Origin of the sequence: Curtobacterium sp. PhB130 (assembly GCF_003755165.1) — a bacterium.
Taxonomy (GTDB): Bacteria; Actinomycetota; Actinomycetes; order Actinomycetales; family Microbacteriaceae; genus Curtobacterium.
In genome coordinates, this window is record NZ_RKII01000007.1 from 80,271 (window position 1) to 97,287 (window position 17,017).

General features: G+C 72.0%; 16 protein-coding genes. 7 read left to right on the plus strand and 9 right to left on the minus strand.

What is annotated here, in order from left to right; genetic code table 11:
• Window positions 1-2: 2 nt before the first annotated feature.
• Complete coding sequence (locus EDF24_RS06210) at window positions 3-1,670, minus strand: FAD-dependent oxidoreductase (protein ID WP_123701593.1); 1,668 nt, start codon at window positions 1,668-1,670, stop codon at window positions 3-5.
• A 72-nt stretch (window positions 1,671-1,742) separates the two neighbouring features.
• Complete coding sequence (locus EDF24_RS06215) at window positions 1,743-2,804, minus strand: LacI family DNA-binding transcriptional regulator (RefSeq protein ID WP_123655900.1); 1,062 nt, start codon at window positions 2,802-2,804, stop codon at window positions 1,743-1,745.
• A 379-nt stretch (window positions 2,805-3,183) separates the two neighbouring features.
• Between EDF24_RS06215 and EDF24_RS06220 the strand changes: the two genes are divergently transcribed.
• Window positions 3,184-4,380 carry a ScyD/ScyE family protein gene (locus EDF24_RS06220; protein WP_123701595.1) on the plus strand — a complete coding sequence of 399 codons (1,197 nt, stop codon included), beginning with the start codon at window positions 3,184-3,186 and terminating at the stop codon, window positions 4,378-4,380.
• A gap of 191 nt (window positions 4,381-4,571) precedes the next feature.
• Here the strand turns inward: EDF24_RS06220 and EDF24_RS06225 are convergent, their stop codons facing one another.
• The 4 genes from EDF24_RS06225 to EDF24_RS06240 all read right to left on the minus strand — a co-directional run bounded on the left by EDF24_RS06225 (window position 4,572) and on the right by EDF24_RS06240 (window position 7,109).
• Window positions 4,572-4,865, minus strand: coding sequence for a DUF1330 domain-containing protein (locus EDF24_RS06225; protein ID WP_123655898.1), 294 nt, complete (start codon window positions 4,863-4,865; stop codon window positions 4,572-4,574).
• Complete coding sequence (locus tag EDF24_RS06230; protein ID WP_123701597.1) at window positions 4,862-5,551, minus strand: type 1 glutamine amidotransferase domain-containing protein; 690 nt, start codon at window positions 5,549-5,551, stop codon at window positions 4,862-4,864. The genes EDF24_RS06225 and EDF24_RS06230 overlap by 4 nt, the downstream gene beginning before the upstream one ends.
• 79 nt (window positions 5,552-5,630) lie before the next feature.
• Window positions 5,631-6,212: a TetR/AcrR family transcriptional regulator gene (locus tag EDF24_RS06235; protein ID WP_123701599.1), complete on the minus strand. Its 582-nt coding sequence runs from the start codon at window positions 6,210-6,212 to the stop codon at window positions 5,631-5,633.
• 33 nt (window positions 6,213-6,245) lie between these two features.
• Window positions 6,246-7,109 (minus strand): LysR family transcriptional regulator, encoded by an 864-nt coding sequence (locus EDF24_RS06240; RefSeq protein WP_221181349.1) that lies wholly within the window; start codon window positions 7,107-7,109, stop codon window positions 6,246-6,248.
• Between the two features lie 116 nt (window positions 7,110-7,225).
• Here EDF24_RS06240 and EDF24_RS06245 point away from each other — a divergent pair, with 116 nt between their 5' ends.
• From EDF24_RS06245 to EDF24_RS06260, 4 genes are all read left to right on the plus strand, one after another.
• Window positions 7,226-8,440: a YbfB/YjiJ family MFS transporter gene (locus EDF24_RS06245; protein ID WP_123701603.1), complete on the plus strand. Its 1,215-nt coding sequence runs from the start codon at window positions 7,226-7,228 to the stop codon at window positions 8,438-8,440.
• Between the two features lie 104 nt (window positions 8,441-8,544).
• The gene (locus tag EDF24_RS06250; protein WP_123701605.1) at window positions 8,545-10,128 is read left to right on the plus strand and encodes an MFS transporter; all 1,584 of its coding nucleotides are present in this window, start codon (window positions 8,545-8,547) and stop codon (window positions 10,126-10,128) included.
• A gap of 85 nt (window positions 10,129-10,213) precedes the next feature.
• Complete coding sequence (locus tag EDF24_RS06255) at window positions 10,214-11,386, plus strand: MFS transporter (RefSeq protein WP_123701607.1); 1,173 nt, start codon at window positions 10,214-10,216, stop codon at window positions 11,384-11,386.
• Window positions 11,376-12,347, plus strand: a complete 972-nt coding sequence (locus EDF24_RS06260; protein WP_123655891.1) for a GlxA family transcriptional regulator — start codon at window positions 11,376-11,378, stop codon at window positions 12,345-12,347. Before EDF24_RS06255 ends, EDF24_RS06260 begins: the two co-directional genes overlap by 11 nt.
• An 11-nt stretch (window positions 12,348-12,358) precedes the next feature.
• Here the strand turns inward: EDF24_RS06260 and EDF24_RS06265 are convergent, their stop codons facing one another.
• Complete coding sequence (locus EDF24_RS06265) at window positions 12,359-12,871, minus strand: GNAT family N-acetyltransferase (protein ID WP_123701609.1); 513 nt, start codon at window positions 12,869-12,871, stop codon at window positions 12,359-12,361.
• A 2-nt stretch (window positions 12,872-12,873) separates the two neighbouring features.
• On the minus strand, window positions 12,874-14,451 hold the full coding sequence (locus EDF24_RS06270; RefSeq protein WP_123701611.1) for a phospholipase D-like domain-containing protein: 1,578 nt from the start codon (window positions 14,449-14,451) through the stop codon (window positions 12,874-12,876).
• Between the two features lie 133 nt (window positions 14,452-14,584).
• On the opposite strand from EDF24_RS06270, the gene EDF24_RS06275 reads away from it, so the two are divergent.
• Together EDF24_RS06275 and EDF24_RS06280 are read left to right on the plus strand one after the other, a co-directional pair.
• Complete coding sequence (locus EDF24_RS06275; RefSeq protein WP_123701613.1) at window positions 14,585-15,160, plus strand: TetR family transcriptional regulator; 576 nt, start codon at window positions 14,585-14,587, stop codon at window positions 15,158-15,160.
• Window positions 15,161-15,257: 97 nt separating this feature from the next.
• The gene (locus EDF24_RS06280; protein WP_123701615.1) at window positions 15,258-16,253 is read left to right on the plus strand and encodes a hypothetical protein; all 996 of its coding nucleotides are present in this window, start codon (window positions 15,258-15,260) and stop codon (window positions 16,251-16,253) included.
• A gap of 116 nt (window positions 16,254-16,369) precedes the next feature.
• Here EDF24_RS06280 and EDF24_RS06285 read toward each other — a convergent pair whose 3' ends face one another.
• Window positions 16,370-16,627: a hypothetical protein gene (locus tag EDF24_RS06285; protein ID WP_148070816.1), complete on the minus strand. Its 258-nt coding sequence runs from the start codon at window positions 16,625-16,627 to the stop codon at window positions 16,370-16,372.
• Window positions 16,628-17,017: the final 390 nt, after the last annotated feature.

A 17,017-nucleotide genomic window follows, 5' to 3' on the forward strand; every position in this document is an offset into this window, starting at 1 on the left:
TGTCAGTAGCCCTGGACCGCGGGCCAGCGCCGTTCGACCCCGTCGCGGTCGAGATCTGCGGCGAAGGTGGCGAACCGGGAGTCATCGGCCTGGACGGCCTGCGGGGTGGAGCCGGTTGCGATGCAGTGCGCGGCGAGTGCGCCGGCGACCTCGCCGACGTTCCACTCGACGGGGTGCAGTCGGTAGCAGCCGTTGGTGATGTGGGTGGTGCCGATGTCCTTGCCCGCCGGCAGCAGGTTCGTGACGCGCTGGGGGACGAGGGCGCCGAGGGGGATCTCGAACGGGACGCTCGCGATGTCGACGTAGTTGTCGCCACCGGTCGACGGGTGCAGGTCCAGGCGGTAGCTGCCGACGCCGACCGAGTCGCGGTAGCGCGTCCGGCCGGTCACCCCGACGACCTCGGCGGAGACGTCCTGCTCGACGATGGTCGTCACCGCGCGGATCCGCCGGGACTCGCGGATGTAGGCGACCTTGGCCAGGCCGTCCTCGCTGCCGGTGACGTCGCCGCGCAGTCGGAGCCCGGGGAAGCCCGCGCCGCCGTCCGGCCGGGGGGCGTCGGTCTGCAGCCAGTACAGGACCGAGAGCGAGAGCTGTCGTGCCTCGTGCAGCGCCTGCCTCGTGGTCTCGGCGTCGGCATCGGCGTCGCCCGAGGTGCCGATCACCGGCTTCAGCCAGTAGTCGTTGAGTGGCCAGTTCACGAGGCAGATGTCCGACTCGAACGCCCCCTCGGTGAAGAGCTTCCGTGCGACGATCCGCCGGAATCCCCAGAGTTCCTTGTCGCCCGCGTCGGCGCTCTGGTCGGCGCTGACGGCGAGGGGGTCGGTGTCCGGGTTCGGCTCGAAGGTCCGCGGGTGCGCCTCGAGCGTGCGGGGATCGGGCGCGAGGAACCCGATGAGCGGCGCCGGCCAGAAGTCCGGCTGGTACGCGCGCCAGAAGTCGTACATCTCGGGGCGCTCGATCGTGTGGTCCTCGCCCTCGTGGTGCGACACGGCGAAGCAGAACGTGATGCCCTGCTGGTTCGCCGGGTCCGCGACCTCCGGTGCGTGCGGCTCGCCGTGCTCGTCGCGCGACTCGGCGCCGACGACGTGCTCGACCCCGGCGAGCGGCAGGACCTCGCCCGTCTCGGTGGCGTCGAGCACGAACGTGCCGCGCAGCTCGGTCCGGCGGCCGTCCGCACGCTCGACCGTGACGCTCGTGACGCGGTCGCCGTCCGTCGTCGCGGCGACCGGACGGTGGTCGAGCAGGACCGTCAGGAGTCCGGCGGTGCGGTACGGCTGGAGCATCTCCTCGATCACCGCGAGGGCGACGCGCGGCTCGTGGCAGAGCTTGCTCACGCGGCCGGCGCCGGGGTTCAGGTCGGGGAGCGCGGCCGCCTCGGCGCGGAGCGGGTAGACGCGGCGGTAGTGGTCGCGGATGCCGTCCCGCAGTGCCCGGTAGCTCCGGGTGACGCCGAACTGCTCGACCCACGGGTGCTCGTCCGGCGGCACGGCCTGGCTGGTCAGCTGTCCGCCGAGCCAGTCCGTCTCCTCGGTGAGGACGGCGCGGCGGCCGGCGCGGCACACGGCGATCGCGGCGGCGACACCGCCGAGGCCGCCGCCGACGATGACGACGTCCGTGCTGATGAGGTCGACGGCGGTGTCGCCGGTCGTGGTTGGGGTGGTTCCGGGCATGGTGGAGCGACTCCTGACGGATGGGGGACGTGGGGGGCGGTTGGGGAGCGTGCGGGGGTGCGGTCGGTCGGGTCAGCGCGGTGGCGGTCCGAGCGTGGTCCCGGCGACGAGCGTGCATGCGAGCAGCTCCTGCACCGGAGGTGGCGCGTCGCCGCGTTGGGCTGCGGCGATGCGCTCGGTGAGCGCGGCGACGGCGCGTGCGCCGAGTTCGGTGCGCGGCGCGCTGAGCCGCGTGGCGTCGGTCCCGCGGTCACGGTGGCGGGTGTGCTCGCCGAGCACGATCACGGAGAGGTCGGCGGGGACGTCGTGGCCGGTGGCGGCGAGCAGGTCGAGCAGTTCCTCGCCGTCGTCCGGGTCCTCGACGAGGACGACGGTCGGACTGGAGGCCCGGATCGCCTCCCACGCATCGGCGACCGTCCGGTGGTCGGTCACCGTGGTCTCGACCAGCGCGTCCGCCGTGTCGAGCCCGGCTCCGGTGAGCGCGTCGACGATGCCGGTGTGCCGGTCGCGGGACGACTCGGCGCCGAGTGCCAGGCGCAGCAGACCGAACCGGGTGTGGCCGAGGTCGAGCGCACGCTGGACGAGCGCCCGTGTGGCGGCGGCGTAGTCCACGCCGATGTAGGGCACCCGTCCGCCGGCCGCATCGCGACGGCCGATCGCCACGAACGGGTAGTCCGTGTCCAGCAGCCGTTCGAGCTCGTCGGCGTCCATCTCGCGGCCGAGCAGGATGCAGCCGTCCGCGAGCCGCAGGCGGTTGGACTCGTGGAACAGCCGCCGCCTGCCGTTCACGACGGGGGTGCTCGTGAACACGAGCAGGTCCGCTGTGACCTGCTCCGCGGCGCTCTCGATGCCGGTGAGCAGCGGCGTGTAGAAGTCCGACGAGCGGTTCGGGAACGCCGGCTCGTACGTGAAGACGCCGATCAGGTCGTTGGTCGCACCGACCAGGCTCCGGGCCACCGGGTTCGCGACGTAGGTGGTCTCGCGGATGACGTCGAGCACGCGGTCCCGGGTCGCTGCGGGGATCCGCCGGGTCTCGTCCGCCTTGCCGTTGAGCACCAGCGACACGGTCGACTGACTCACGCCGGCGATGTCGGCGATCATGCGCTGGGTGACGCGTGCGTGGGGTGCTGGCATGGGGGCTGCTCCGGGGCTGTGGACCTCGTCGGTGAGGTAATACGGATGACCGTACGCGATTCTCGTCGTTCATACGTATGAGCAGGAGAACTTCCCGAAAGGGCATCATCGGCTGCACCGGAATGCGGTCGGGGCGCCAGAGCGCAAGGGGAACGGGCGGACGATGCGCGATGCCGCCGAAGTTGCGCGGAAGACCGCAAGGCGTCCTGAACGGACACGCAGGCACGGGCGACGGTCGTAGGTTTCAGCCGTCGACGGGGCTCTGCCGAGCCGGACGTGACAGGGCCGCCGCACAGGCGCGGTGCCCGGTCCCGTACCTCAGCCCGACCCGTGCCCGACCCTGTCGTTCCGATGCGGAACCCGACAGAAGGAACTCTCCATGAAGAAAGTGCTGCTCTGCAGCGCGATCGCCGCGGCCGCCCTGGCGTCCGTCGCGATCGCCGCGCCAGCCCAGGCAGGGGGCCGCCACGGCGACGCCCCCGCCCTCGGCTTCAGTGCCCCGACCACGCTCGCGAGCGGTCTCGTCACGCCCCTCAGCCTCGACATCGACCGGCAGGGCAACGCCGTCGTGTCGCAGAACTTCGCGGGCCAGCTCAACCGGGTCAGCCCCGGCGGGACCAGCACGACGCTCGCCTCCGCGACGCCCGGCCTCGAGATCGGTGCCGTGTCCTCGCGCCGCGACACCGTCTACTACGCCGAGAACGACCAGCCGAACGGCGTCGCGAAGTTGATGGCGCTCCGAGCCGGCAGCGCCGCCGTCCAGCTGGCCGACCTGCATGCGTACGAGGCGTCGCGGAACCCCGACCGTGTCAACCGCTACGGCTTCCGTGGCCTGCCGGCGTCGTGCGCCGCCCAGGTCGACCCCGCGGGGCAGGCGGGCCCGGCCACCTACCGGGGGATCGTCGACTCGCACCCGTACGCCTCGCTCGCACTCCGTGACGGTGTCTACGTCGCGGACGCCGGCGGGAACGACATCGTCCGCGTGGGTTACGACGGCCGGGTCTCGACCGTCGCGGTGCTGCCGGCGCAGCCTCCGGTCACGGTGACCGCTGCGCTCGCCGCGGAGGCCGGTCTGCCCGCCTGCTCGGTCGGGTACCCGTACTCGTTCGAGCCGGTCCCGACCGACGTGGAGAGCGGACCGGACGGCGCGCTCTACGTGTCGACCCTGCCCGGTGGGCCGGAGGACGCCAGCCTCGGCGCCCGCGGCAGCGTGTACCGGGTCACCCCGTCGAACGGCGCGGTGCAGCGGGTCGCGACGGGCTTCGTCGGAGCGACGGACCTCGCCGTCGACCAGCGGTCCGGGACCGTCCTCGTCGCCGAACTGTTCGGCGGAGCGGCCGGGACCGGTCAGGTCTCGGTGGTCTCGCCGTGGAGCGGCCGGGTGACGCAACGGATCGCCGTCACCTCGCCGGGTGCCATCGAGTTGCGGAACGGCGTCCTCTACGGGACGACCTCCGTGTTCGTCCCGGATGCGGACGGAGCGCCGCAGGCGATCGGTCAGCTGGTGCGGTGGAGCGTGACGGATCGGGCGCACCACCAGCGCTGGGGTGACGACGGTGAGCGCGGCCGGCAGTAGTCGGCTGGCCCACTGCGGGACGGGAGGCCCGGTGCCGGCTGGCACCGGGCCTCCCGTCCGGAACGTGGTCGCGTGACGTCCCTGCTCACCCGGACACGCTCCGTGCCGTTCCGCACAACAGAGAACAGCCCGAACCACGGACTTGCGTGGTTCGGGCTGCTGTCGGTTGTGCAGCGGCGCCGTGACCCGGGTCAGCGCTCGACGCCGGGGACGATCAGCACCCGGTAGTCGGCGGCGGCGTGCCGGTGCGGCAGCGCGGCCTGGTACGCCGGGCTGTGGTACCAGTCGAGGGCGTCCTGCACGGTCGGGAACTCGTTGACGAGGATGCCGTCGACGGGAGCTCCTTCCAGCGTGGTGACCTCGCCGTACCCGATCACCGGCGTGATCGGGTGCCCGGCGCGGGCAGCTCGAGCGGCGGTCGTGTACGTGGCGAACTCGTCCTGGTCGCGGAGCGACTCCCGGATCATCACGACGTAGGCGCTCATGCGGTCAGCGCCCCGAGCTTCGCGAGCAGCGCGTCCGCGGCGGACGCGGACGACGCCGGGTTCTGGCCGGTGATGAGCAGGCCGTCCTCGACCACGTAGGGCTGCCAGTCGCCGATCTTGCTGTAGTCGCCGCCGAGACGGACGAGCTCGTCCTCCACCAGGAAGGGCACGATGTCGGTCAGGCCGACGCCCTCCTCCTCCGAGTCGGTGAACCCGGTGACACGGCGGCCCTGCACGAGCGGGGTGCCGTCCTCGTTCGTGACGTGACGGAGGACGCCGGGTGCGTGGCAGACCAGCGCGATCGGCTTGCCCGCACGGAGGGTGTCCTGGATCAGGGTCACGGAGTCCTGGTCCTCGGCGAGGTCCCAGAGCGGTCCGTGCCCGCCCGGGTAGAAGACCGTGTCGAAGTCGGCCAGGTCCACGCTGTCCAGACGGACGGTGTGTGCGAGCGCTCGGGTCGCGACGGCGTCCTGCTCGAAGCGGCGAGTGTGGTCGGTCTGGTTGGCCGGCGCATTGCTCACCGGGTCCAGCGGGGGCTGGCCACCCTTCGGGGAGGCGAGGACGATCTCGGCGCCTGCCTCGATGAAGCGGTAGTAGGGCGCGGCGAGTTCTTCGAGCCAGAAGCCGGTCTTGCGGCCGGTGGTGCCGAGTTCGTCGTGCGAGGTGAGGACCATCAGGATCTTCATGGGAGCCGTCCTTCGTTAGTAGACCGGTCAGTTATCTGGAGGTGGAGCTGGACCCCGGTGAACCGGGGGAGTCAGTTGGTCAGTGCAGGATCTGCGTGGTGATGCCGTACGCGTTGTCCATCGCAGCAGTGTTGCGGTGGATCTTCGCCATCACGCTCGCGCCCAGCCAGAGGTCGTAGAGCGTCTGTGCGGTGCTCTCGGCATCGATGTCCGCGGCGAGTGAGCCGTCCGTCTGTCCCGCGGTGATCATCCGGGTGATGCGTTCGATGATCGCGGTCGTGCCGTCCTTGAGGGCGATCCGCATCGGTTCGGAGAGGTCGGACACCTCGGCGCCGAGCTTGACCGCGAGGCACTTGCCCTGGCAGTCGTCGAGGCTCTGCGTCTCCCGCCACTGCTGCCAGTACCGCAGCAGTCGATCGGCCGCGGGGAGGTCCTGTCGCTCGAAGATCTCGTCCATGTCGGCGAGGTACTCGCGGAAGTACTCCTGCATCATCGCTTCACCGAAGACGTCCTTCGACTTGAAGTAGTAGTAGAAGGACCCCCGCGGAACGCCGGCTTCCGCGAGGAGTTCGTTCAGACCGACGGCGGCCCAGCCCTTGTGCGCGATGGTGCGCTGTCCGGCGTCCAGGATGGCCTGGCGGGAGTCGGTCTCGGTGGGCATGGCATGACCGTAGCACACTAGTAGACCGATTGGTTATCGCTGCTCCGTCGAGGCGAGGACAGCGGTGGCGGCGCCCACGAACCGGCGCTTGACCGGGTCCCGATCACCCGGGACGAACGCGATCGACACCGAGCTCGGCGGTGCGTCCGCGAACGGCACGAACCGGATCGCAGGGTGGATGGTGCGCTGCGCCGCGATGGCCGACACCGCGCTCACACCCCGGCCCGCGGCGATCGACTCCAGCCACTCGTCGTAGTTCGCCGTCTCCACGAACGTCGTCGGACCGTCCCCGTCCGGCCATGACCACGGCCCGACCGTCCCGGTGACCGCGTTGAACACGAACGGGTGGTGTCGGAGGTCGCCCCACGGGACCGGGCGGTCGACCGGGATGCCGGACCTCGCCGAGCAGATCAGCACCCGCTCCTCGTGGAAGAGCGGGACCACGCGGACCTGCTCCGGGACGGCACGGGGTTCCCGGAGGACCGCGACGTCGACGTCCCCACGGAGGAGCGCGTCGACGGGTTCATCGGTCCGGACGAGCGACACCGACCCCTCGCCCATCCGCTCGTACTCCGCGATGGCGTCCTGCGCCCATGGTGTCGGCAGCAGCCAGGTGAAGGCCAGGCGCAGCGGGGTCGGCGCCACCACCGACGACACGGCCCGGTCGACGGCCGCGACCGCCGACTGCGCCTGCTCGAAGAACCGCGCGCCCGCTTCCGTCAGCCCCACACGCCGGGTGTCCCGGTCGAGGAGCCGTGTCTCGAGGAGGTCCTCGAGTTGCTTGATCGTCCGGGTCAGGGCCGGCTGTGTCACGAACAGCTGCTCCGCCGCACGGGTGAAGGACAGGTGCCGGCCGACCATCAGGAACGCCCGCAGGTGGCGCAGTTCGACGTCCATGACCGCCAAGCATAAGTCCGCCGTCTCCGGCAATTCCGCTCCCGCTCGGCCGCTCGTAGCGTCACTGCTGCAGCCGGGAACGCTGCGACACCGGACCACCGACCGACGGGAACACCATGGCCATCACCGCCACCCACACCATCGCCCTCCCGTCGCTGCGCGTCGGCTCGCCCGGGGTGATCGCCCTCCAGGGGGCTGCTGCCCTGGCAGCGAGCACCGGCATCGCCCGGTTCGTCTTCACGCCGATCCTGCCGCTCATGCAGACCCAAGCCGGGCTGTCCGTCAGCGACGGCGCAGGCCTCGCCACGGTCAACTACGTCGGGTACCTGCTCGGAGCGCTGCTCGGGATCGGCATCCCGGTCCTCGTCCGGTCCCAGCGGGTGATGCGGGTCGCGATGCTCCTCACCGTGGCGACGCTCGCACTCATGCCCGCGGTGTCGGACGTGGCGTGGTGGTCGGTGCTCCGGTTCGTCGCCGGACTCACCAGCGCGTTGGTGTTCATCGCCGCCACCTCGGCGATGATCTCCCGCCTGCGAGCGGTCGGACCGCACTTCGTCGGCTGGGGGTTCGGCGGCATCGGCACCGGCATCGCGCTCTCCGGCATCGTCGTCCTGGTCGTGCGGGCGACGTCCACCTGGCAGACGGCGTGGTTCATCGCAGCGGCGCTCGCGGCGCTCCTCACCGTCGTCGCGTGGGGTTTGCCACCCGCGGTGGCCACAGCCGAGGGACGGACGTCCGACGGTGACGAGCTCCCGCCGACGGGGCACCGGTTCGCCGCGCTCGTGATCAGCTACGGCTTCGAGGGCATCGGCTACATCATCGCCGGGACGTTCCTCGTCGCGGCGATCGGGCAGAGCGGCCCCGCGTGGACCGGGGACGGAGCATGGGTCGTCGTCGGCCTGGCGGCGATGCCCGGGGCCGCGCTCTGGACCGCGCTCGGCCGCCGGTGGAGCCGACCGACGCTCCTCACCGTCGCACTCGGTGTGCAGGCCGTCGGCGTGGCCCTGACCGGCGTGCTGCCCGGGAGCGCGAGTGCCCTGGTCTCGGCCGCGCTCTTCGGTGGCACCTTCGTCGGCATCAGCTCGCTCGCACTCGCCCTCGGCGCCCACCTCCAGGTCCCGCGGGCCGTGGCGCTCCTGACCACCGGGTACGCCGTCGGGCAGATCCTCGGCCCGGTGCTGTCCCGCCCGCTGCTGGTCGGCGGCTACGCCGGTCCGCTGCTGCTCGGCGGTGCGATCATCGCTGCCGCTGCGCTCGCCGGACTCGCCGTGCGGTTCCACTTCCCGCACCGCGTCGGCACCGCGGTCGAGCCGTCGCGCTCGGCTCGCTGAGCTCGGCAGCGTCCGCGCTGCACTCGTGGTCAGCCGCGGGTCTCGACCAAGCTCCGGCGCCTGTACCCCGACCGGACAGGCGCCGAGCCTAGCGTGACAGCGTCATGGCAGCCGAACACCGCAAACCCGCCGAGCCCGACGCCGACCCCGCCGTCGAGCACCACTCTGCACACCACGCGGCACGTACCGACGCGCCGTCCGGGCCGGACCGCCGAGCGGAGGACGCCGGCGACCAGCCGGACCGCTCCCCGGTGGACGCCGGCGACCAACCGGACCCGAACCGCTGGAAGGCCCTCGTCGTCTGCCTGCTCGGCGGCGGCATCGTGCTCCTCGACGTGTCGATCGTCAACGTCGCGCTCCAGTCGATCTCGAGCGGACTCCCCGGCGCCTCGCCCGAGGCCGTGCAGTGGATCCTCTCCGGCTACGCGCTGTCCTTCGGCCTGCTGCTCGTCCCCGGCGGGCGGCTCGGCGACGCCTCCGGCCGCCGACGCATGTTCGTCATCGGCGTCGGGCTCTTCACCCTCGCGAGCGCGCTCTGCGGATTCGCGCCGAACGGTCTCGTGCTGGTGATCGCGCGGCTCGTGCAGGGTCTCGCCGGCGGGCTGCTCACCCCGCAGGTCACCGCGCTCATCCAGCAGCTCTTCCGCGGCAAGGAGCGTGGCACCGCGTTCGGGCTGTTCGGGGCGACCGTGGGGATCGCGACCGCGATCGGTCCGCTCGTCGGCGGACTGCTCATCACCGCGTTCGGGACCGAGAACGGGTGGCGGTTCGTCTTCTTCGTGAACCTGCCCGTGGGACTCGTCACGATCGTCCTGGCCTTCCGCTTCCTGCCGGCCGCGGCCCGGACAGAACGCGGCCGGAAGCACGACTTCGACCCGGTGGGCATCGCCCTGCTCGGAGCTGCCGTGGTGGCCCTGCTGCTGCCGTTCGTGCAGTCCCAGGAGTGGAAGGGCGGCGCGAAGTGGTGGCTCGTCGTCGTCGCCGTCGTGTTCGGTGCGTGCTTCGTGCTGTGGGAGCGGCGGTACCAGCGGACCAAGGAGCCGGTCATCGACCTCGGGTTGTTCCGGCGCCGGTCGTTCTCACTCGGCGTCGGTCTCGCGACCCTGTACTTCGCCGGGTTCACCCCACTGTTCTTCGTCCTGACGCTGGCGTTGCAGTCGGGGCTGCACTACTCCGCACTGCTGGCGGGGCTCGCCTCCGTCCCGTTCGCGATCGGGTCCGGGATCGCGTCGACCGTCGGCGGGCGGGTCGTGCACCGCTTCGGACGGCAGCTCATCGTCGTGGGGACCGTCCTCGTGCTCATCGGACTCGGCGGCGTCATCTGGGTCGTCGCGAACCACTTCCGGTCCGACCTCGGGTGGTGGCTCGTGGCGCCGCTGCTCGTGGCGGGCATCGGCTCCGGGCTGACCATCTCGCCGAACCAGACCCTCACCCTGTCCGAGGTGCCGGTCGAGCAGGGCGGCTCGGCGGGCGGGCTCATCCAGGTCGGCGCGCGGGTCGGGTCGGCGATCGGCATCGCGGCGGTCGGCAGCGTGTTCTACTCGGCGCTGGCGACGTCGCGTGGGGACTACTCTGACGGGCTGCCGCTCGGGCTCGGTGTCTCGCTCGGCTTCGTCGCCGCGGCGCTGCTGGCGGGCATCGTCGACGTGGTGGTCGGGAAGGTGCGGGGGACCGAGGCGTCGATCTGAGCGGCGAACCGGTTGGCGCGATCTGTACGACCGCCGTCCTGGCTGCTGCTGGTGAGCCGCGCGCGGGAGCAGTTGGGTTGGCTGCATGGAACGAGAACGCCCACCGGGCCGCCTGCTCTGGCCCGCCGCCGCGTGGTTCTGGGCGCTCCAGTTCGCGGTCCTGAACCCGCTGCTCGCCGTCCTCCTCGTGACGCTCGCCGGCGCGACGCCGACCGAGGTCGGCTGGGTGCTCGGCTGCTACAACGTCGGCGGGTTCGTCGCGTCGCTGGTGATCCCCGCGACGGCGGACCGGACCCACGACTACCTCCGCCCGCTGCTGTTCTGCGCGCTCGCCGGCGCAGGCTTCGTCGCCGCACTCGCCCTCACGACCTCGCTGCCCGTCCTGGTGATCGCGCTCGTGGTGCTCGGCGGCCCGCCCGGCGTCGGGTCGACCCTGCTGTTCGCGCAGCTCCGGCACGAGGGTGCACCGCCGGCCCGGGTCATCCGCACGCGCGCCATCGTGTCGTTCGCCTGGGTGGTCGGCCCGCCGCTCGCGACGCTCAGCACGGGCCTCGCCGGGACCCCTGCCGCGCTGCTGCTGCTCGCCGGCATCAGCATCGTCAACGTCGTCACCGCCCTGCTCCTGCTGCGCCGCCGCGGGCCCGTGCCCGAGCAGGACCAGGCGGTCCGTCCGAGCCTGCTCGCGCAGTTGCGGGGATGGTCACGGTGGTCGGTCGTGTCCGCCTTCACGCTGTTGCAGGCCACGAACATCGCCACGGTCACCGTCGCGACCCTGTTCGTCGCCCGGGACCTCGGCGCGCCGATCGTGTGGGCGGGGATCGTGCTCGGCGCCGCCGCCCTGGTCGAGATCCCCGCGCTGCTGGTCATGGGGCGGCTCCACGAGCGTGTCCCCGCCCGGACGTTGCTCGCCGTCGGGTGCGCGTGCGGTGCCGTCTATTACGGACTCGCGACGCTGGTCCACGAGCCGTGGCAGCTGCTGGCCCTGCAGCCGCTGAACGCCTGGTTCTTCGCCTCGGTCGCCGGTGTCGGGCTGACCGTCTTCCAGGACGTCTTCCCGAGCCCTGGGCTCGCGTCCGGGCTCTTCACGAACACCCGTCGCGTCGGCGCGGTCCTGGCGGGGCTGCTCATCGCCGGGCTCGGGGGCTTCCCGGACCCGTACCGCGCCGTGTACGCGGCAGCGGCCGGCGTCGTCCTGGTCGTCCTGGTGGTGGCGACCGCCGTCGCGTCGCGGTCCCGGCCGGTGCTCGATGCGCGCTAGGTTCGCCACCGTGAACTCCGTCCGCGACCACCGCGTGGCCGTGCTCGTGCTGGACGGCGCGAAGGCGCTCGACGTCGGGATCGCCGCGCACGTCTTCGCGAAGCGGCCGAGCATGCCGTACGAGGTCCGGGTCTGCGGGGAACAGGCCGGCACCGTCGACGGGTGGAACGGGCTCGCCTACGCCGTGGGCCACGACCTCGAGACCCTCGCGTGGGCGGACACCGTGCTCGTCCCCGGGTTCCGGAACCCCGCTGACACCACCACGCCGCCCGCGGTGATCGCCGCGCTGCGTACGGCCCACGAGCGTGGTGCCCGGATCGCCGCCATCTCGACGGGCGCCTTCACGCTCGCCGCCGCCGGACTGCTCGACGGCCGTCGTGCGACGACGCACTGGCACTACACGCACGTGCTCCGTGAGCGGTACCCGGCGGTCGACGTCGACGAGAACGTGCTCTTCGTCGACGCTGGCGACGTCCTCACGAGCGCCGGAGCCGCGAGCGGCCTCGACCTCTGCCTCCACCTCATCCGCCGTGACCACGGCGTCGGGCTCGCGAACCACGTGGCACGACGACTCGTCAGCGCCCCGTACCGGAGCGGCGGTCAGGCGCAGTACGTCCCCCGCAGCATCCCGGAACCCCTCGGCGACGTCTTCGCGGCCACCCGCGCCTGGGCGCTCGACCACCTGCAGGACGACCTGACGCTCACGACGCTCGCGCGCCGCGCGAACGTCTCACCCCGGACGTTCTCGCGGCGCTTCACCGCGGACACCGGCATCACCCCGATGCAGTGGGTGCTCCGTGCCCGCATCGACCACGCGCGCGAGCTCCTCGAGCGCACCGACCTCAGCGTCACCCGGATCGCCGAGGCCACCGGGTTGCGCTCGGACACGAACCTCCGCCGGCACTTCGGCGCGATCATCGGGACCTCACCGACCGCCTACCGCGCGACGTTCCAGGAGTGACCGGACGGTCGTCAGAGCGTCGTCCGCAGCAGCAGCGACGCCCCGTGCACGGCGTCCTCCTCCCGCTCGCCGGTGTCGACGAAGCCCAGCTTCTCGAGTACCCGGAGCGACGCGGTGTTCCACTCCCGCACGGTGGAGGCGAGGTGCCCGTACCCGATCCGCCGCGCCTGGGCGACGACCGCGCCGGCGGCTTCGGTCGCGAACCCGTGGTGCCAGGAGCGCTGGAGGAACTCGTACGCCAGCTCGGGCTCCTCGGGCCGGCCGACGCTGTTCGGGACGAGTCCGCAGTACCCGATGGCCTCGTCGGTGTCCGTGCGCTCCACCACGAGCAAGCCGGGTGTCGGCAGGTGCTCGTCGCGGCGTACCCAGTCCTCGAGCTCGGTGACGGTCGGGTGCCCGTCGGGTGTCAGACGACGGTGCGCGGGGACGCGCGGATCCCGCTCGGCCCAGAGTCGACGGTGGAACGGGGCGTCCTCGACCCGCCAGGGCCGCAGCCGCAGCCGCTCGGTCTCGAGGGTCTCCACCGTCAGAACCGGCTCGTCCCGCGGAGACGGCGCGGGCGCCCGTCCGGGTCCGCGACCAACGCCGCCGCGGGGCGCGCCCACAGCCGCTGGAAGGCGGACACGGGCTCGGGCTCGTGGTGGCGGATGCGTCCCGGCGGTCGGGGTCCTGGCTGCCCGTCCTCCTGCCAGTCGTCGAGTGCGCGCGCCGTCGACCGCCACAGCGCGAGGAGCTCCGCGCCCGACCCGTCGAAGCGTTCGTCGTCGGGCGTGGTCGCCAGGTGCTCGGCCCACAGCTGGCGCCGGAGGTCCCGAGCCATCGACCCGTCACCGGGCGAGGTGTCGACGACCGCGCACGTCAGTTCACTGTCGGACGTCCACGACCGGCGGTTGAAGTTGTCCGACCCGATGGTGGACCACTGGTCGTCGACGACGCACACCTTCGCGTGGATGTAGATCGGCCGCCCGGACTCGTGCTCCAGGTCGAAGACGCCGACACGGTCCGCGGCCGTCCGGCGGAGCGTGCGCATCGCCTCGATCTGGCCGAACCGCGCCGGCGGGCCGCCGAGCACCCCGTCGGAGTTCGGGTACCGCGGGACGAGCACGATCACGCGGAGGTCGCGGTTCTGTTCGAGGGCCTCGGCGATGCCGGTCGCGATCTCCTTCGACCAGAGGTACTGGTCCTCGATGTAGATCAGCGACTCCGCGGCCTTGAACGCCTTGCCGTACGCTCGCGCGATGCTCCGCTCGCCATCCGGCGCGAACGGGAACGGCGGTCGCTTCACCCCGTAGGTCCGGAGCAGCTGCACGGCGTGGTCCCCGGCGGGCGGCGGCGGGGGAGTCCGCTCCGGCAGGGGTTCCGGGCGACGCGGCATCCGGGTGAGGCGCTGCAGGAGCATCCGGTACGGCAGGCTCCGGTCGAGCGGGGTCGGGTCGTCCCACCGTTCGGCGAAGACCGCCAGGACGTCGGCGACCACCGGCCCACGCAGCTCCATCGACGCGTCGTGCCATGCCGGCCGCTTGCCGTACCGGGCGTCGATCGACACGGGTTGCGGATCGCCCTGGTGCGCTGCGTCGTCGCGACGGCTGTGGCACAGGTCGATCCCGCCGACGAACGCCACGTCGCGCGAGGGGTCGTCGCGGTGCTGGATGACGAAGAACTTCTGGTGGTGCGACCCGAACACGCGGACGCGCTGGTCGAGCAGCACCTCGCCGCCGGCATCGTTGATCTTCCGGCCGAGCAGCTCGTTCGCGCGGGCGCTGAGCGACGCGGACACGCGTTCGCCGTGGGAGCGCCAGATCAGGCCGCGGACCTCGACGCCCGCTCGCGCACGGTCGGCGAGCAGGTCGCCGATCGTGGGGCCGTCGGGCAGCATCCGTTCGTCGGCGTCACCCCGCCAGTCGGTGAACCAGACACGGTCACCGGGCGCGAGCGCCGCGAGCTCCGCGTGGATGCGTTCGAAGTACGGGGCCCCGTGGACCAGTGGCCGGACGAGGTTGCCCTCGGACCAGGGCAGCGCGTCGGCCCCGCCGGCGTGGACGTCCGTGGCGAGGTTGCCGCGTTCGTCGCGGGCGAGGAACCAGTGACGTGGTTCGGTGCGCACGTTCGAACACTAGGCCCTGAACCGCGGACGGGGCGGACGGGAGGCCCGGTGCCGGCTGGCACCGGGCCTCCCGTCCGGTCCTGGTCGCGACCAGAGCGCCCACCGTCACCGGCGGGTCGATACCGTTGTCCCCATGGCCAGCTTCACGCCCCCCGCTGCCGACGCCATGCGTGCGAAGCTCCTGCTCGCCGCGCGTGACGAGTTCGCAGCGGTCGGGCTCACCGGTGCCCGGATCGAACGCATCGCCGCGGCGTCGTCGAGCAACAAGGCGCAGATCTTCCACTACTTCGGCAGCAAGGAGGGACTGTTCGACGCGCTCATCACACAGACGGTCACCGAGACGCTCACCGAGGTGCCGATCGACACCGACGACCTCCCCGCGTACGCCGGGCGGCTCTTCGACTCGTACGCCCGTCGACCGTGGGTGCCGCGGCTCGCGACCTGGTACCGGCTCGAACGTGCCGCCGATGCGCCGCTCGAGGCGATCGTCAGCAGCAACGCCGAAGCCGTCGCGGCCGTCGAGCACGCGCAGCGCGCAGGCGTGCTCCCGCGGTCCTACCGCCCGGCCGTGCTGCTCGGGCTGGTGGTCCACCTCGCCGGGTTCTGGGACGCGACGACCCCCGAGTTCGACACCCTGGTCACGGCGGTCGTGCCCGCGCGGCGTCGGCAGATCGTGGTGGACGCGGTCGGGTCGCTCCTCCGCGGCTGAGTCCGGCTCGCGCGGAGGGCGTGCGCACTGACCGCTGACGGTGCACTGTTCGACGCATGTGGCAGGGCACCGTGTCCGCCCGGATCGGGGACCTGTGATGAAGCGACTCGCCACTGCGGGCGGCCTGGTGGCCGGTGTGCTCGCGCTCGGCCTGCTGGCGCCGACGGCTGCGGTCGCCGCTCCGGCCACCGTCGGCTCCGTCGCCGTGCAGCTCACGACGGCCGACGGAACTCCGCGCAACGTGGCCGGCGTGGAGGTCGCGGCTCTCGGGATCGAGGGCATCGACGCCGACGGGTTCACCGATGCCAGCGGCCGGGTCGTGCTCGGAGGGATCACGAGTCCGCAGACCGTGACGGTCACCACGAGGGCGATCCCGGGGCAGGGAGCCGCGACGCTGGCTCCCGCTCGTCGGACCGGTGTCGCCGTCGTCGCCGGCGGGACGACCAGCACCACGCTCGCCCTGAGCGTCGGCGCCACGGCGAGCGGCTCGATCGTGGGCCCGGCGGGAGCGCTCGCGGGGAAGACGGTGACGGCCGCGAACCAGACCGACACGTGGCAGGACTTCCAGACGACGTCAGACGCGGCTGGACGCTACGAGTTCGCCGTGCTCGGCTCCGGCCAGTACACGATCTCGGCGTACGACTCGCGGGACGCGGAGCCGGCGCACTGGAAGACCCTCGTGCAGCAGCAGGGTGCGTCGACGGCGTCGCGTGTGACCCTGTCGACGCACTACGTGCACCGCACCTACGACCTCGAGGTCTTCGCGAACTCCGCCGATCGTGCGCCCGACCCGCGCTTGAGCGGCGCGACCGTGAAGGTCGTCGACACGACGACGGGCGTCACCGCGTCGTCACGGTTCTCGACGCTGCTCGACTCCGAGCAGTCGGCCCAGTTCATCGTGCCGACGGGGCAGTACGTGATCGAGCTCGTCACGGTGGCGACGCCGACGAGTGCCGCGCTCCACCTGTGGCTCTCGCGGTCGGCCGACGGCAGGACCGCGTACGTGGTTGACCGCGCGGCGGCGCTCCCGGTGCGGTTCGTGTACGGGTCCTGGTCCGGGTGGGGCGCCGCGGTGCCCGTGGTGAACGGCTAGTTCACCCCGCTGCCGCTGCCGCTGCTGCGGCCAGCGGCTCGCGAGGCGCTCCCACGCTCGACGGTGCCCTGACGAGGAGGACCGCGGCCGCCGCGGCGATCACCGCCGCACGAGCGTCATCGGCGCGCGACGGCAGCCGCAGCTTCGCTGATGGTGGACCCGGAATGCTGCAAGCGATAGCGCCGAACCTCGTCAACGCTGATTCCCGCGTTGACCGGCACCTGCGTGTTGCCGATGATCGGTTTCGTGAAGGCAGCGCAGAAGACGGTTGCCATGAGGACCATTCCGGCAAGGGCGGGCTCGGCGAAGAGACAGGCGGCCGTCGTGGCAGCCGCGCCACCGAGGAGGACGATCGCAGACTTCCAGCGGTTCATGAGAAGCACTTCTGTCTGACGGCGGTGACGCCGATGAGCTCAGCGCCGAGCGCTGCTGCCGCGCCACCCAGGGCCCGGATCTTCTCCCAGCTGAACGATGCGCCCCAAAAGATCGGCCTCGCTGGGTGACGCCGCCGTGGCCGGAGTCGGGCCGAGCAGTGAGGCGCATGTTCCTGCGGTCAGCACGGCCACCACTGCGGTCGTGCACTTCTCGTTCCTGGTCAGTGACTTCATCGTTGCCTCCCCGATTCGGCGTCCGTCGCCGTAATGGTCCGATCCTGCCGCTGAAGTGTGAAATGTGCAACACGCAGTCCTGGAACAGTCGTCCTGCATCCTTCGATGCAACTCCGGCAGGTGCGTCCTTCCGTCGGTCGTCCCGCTGTTCGGCGC